Raw genomic sequence first — 1,791 nt, 5'->3', positions numbered from 1 at the left:
TTTGTTCATCCACAGCAGCGGAATGCCTAACGCCCCCATCACCAAGAACAGCACGGCGAGCACGGCACCACGACTTTGAATTAGTCGATCCGTCGATGATGTTCGCGGAGGATTGGAGGCTAATTTCGCCTCAATCGGTCTGTTATGAGGCTCGGCATCAAAAGTCATTGGGGTGGCTTCAGCGGGCTCGAGGAATCAGCATCGGAGGCCGGAGATTTGCTGCTGCCGAGTCGTTGTTGGGCTTGCAAGACGAGCGGGCCGACGTTGCTGTTGTTGCCGTACAGTTCGATGATTGAATACCAAATTTGACGCGCCGCGACCACGTTGCCTCGCCGATGTTCTCGTTCGGCTTCATCCAGTTTTTCTTGGATGATGGTCGCGGCTTCGTCTTTGATGAAGGAACGATTTTCGATCTGGGCGATTTGGCGACGGGCAAGGTTGACATAGGGGCGGTATTTCGGATCGTCGCCAAGCAGCGTTTCCATGCTGCGGTATTTATCGAGCGCCGTGGACGTGTCACCGAAGCGTTCGAACTGTTCGGCTTCGGCGTACAAACGTTCGCCCTCGTTTTTCAGTGCAAGATTCCGTTTCATTTTGACCGACAACGCATGCTCGGCCTGCATCATCTCGATTCGGTCAACTTGCTCTTCCGCCCACGTTGTGTGTTCTCCGTCGGGAAATTTGTTGATCATCGGTATCAGGTAATTGTTCTTCGCTTGATTCAACGATGATTGCGTTTCTTGCGCTAGCAGGTCTTCGGCACGCTTTCGCATTTGATTTTCGTTCAGCGGCCAAGTCACCCAGCCGAGCATCAATAACATCGCGATCAAAACGCCGATCAAAAACCATGGCTTGTCATGCCAGATCGTTGCATCGGGGAGCGATTCTTTTTTTTCGTCCACTAATTCCCGCCCTAGCAGCGAACGAGCCTCGTCGCGTTCCTTTTGATCCGTCACACTCAGCGGACTAAAACCCGAGGATGCGTGCTCGGCCACCCCAGTGCGTGACATCGATCGACGCCTTACTTCGGCCAAAGCAAGCTGGACAGCCGGGGCACCAAACGGACGCTTGCTGGGATCCTTTTCCAGAAGCTGCGTGATGAGTTTGTCGAACCAAACCGGGCAATCCAAAACCAAGGACGCGGCTGACGTCGGTGTTTGTTCACGCACGTTCCGCGTGACTTCTTCGACGGTATCGCCTTGGACCGGCGGTCGGCCGGTGATCGCATAATAGAGCGTCGCACCAAATGAATAGAGGTCCGATTTGGGGGTGATCGAGGTCGGATCGTCGATCAGTTCCGGGGGACGAAAGGCGATTTCGTGAGGCGTGGGGGGACGCGAGGTCTTGAAATTGGAATGAAATCGATCGGTGCGAACGTCCACGAGCAAGGGGCTCAGTCCCGCATACAGGATTTTGTCAGGGCCCAGCATTCCATAGATGATGTTGCGCTCGTGCAAATAGCAGATCGCACCGATGATCGGCTCGGCAAACTCGAGCACCGATTCCCATGGCAAACGGCTGCGACGTTCGATTTCGGCCGCCAACGTTTCGCCTTCGACAAGCTCGTAAGCCAAGTAGGCGTCTTTGTCTTCGAATCCGCCGCCAAAGCAGCGAGCGATGGCGGGATGTTGCAATGTTTTTAGCGTTTCCCACTCCGCGGCAAATTGGGTGCGGGCTTCTGGCGTCGCGCCAAAAGGGGACGAGAACACCTTAACGGCAACCGCTTTGTGCATTTGGACGTGAATGGCACGCCACACCGAACTCTGTGACGGATGGTCACCGAGTTTCGCT

1 protein-coding gene is annotated in these 1,791 nt (G+C 55.1%); it reads right to left on the bottom strand.

The window, feature by feature from the left end; all coding sequences use genetic code 11:
* Positions 1-164 precede the first annotated feature (164 nt).
* On the bottom strand, positions 165-1,791 hold a 1,627-nt coding region (locus tag ABX962_RS35605; protein WP_372726389.1), incomplete at its 5' end, for a serine/threonine protein kinase.

This window comes from Novipirellula sp. (assembly GCF_041583735.1).
Lineage (GTDB): Bacteria > Planctomycetota > Planctomycetia > Pirellulales > Pirellulaceae > Novipirellula.
Note: the sequence above shows the minus strand (reverse complement) of the source record. Positions and strands in the feature narration are given on the sequence as shown.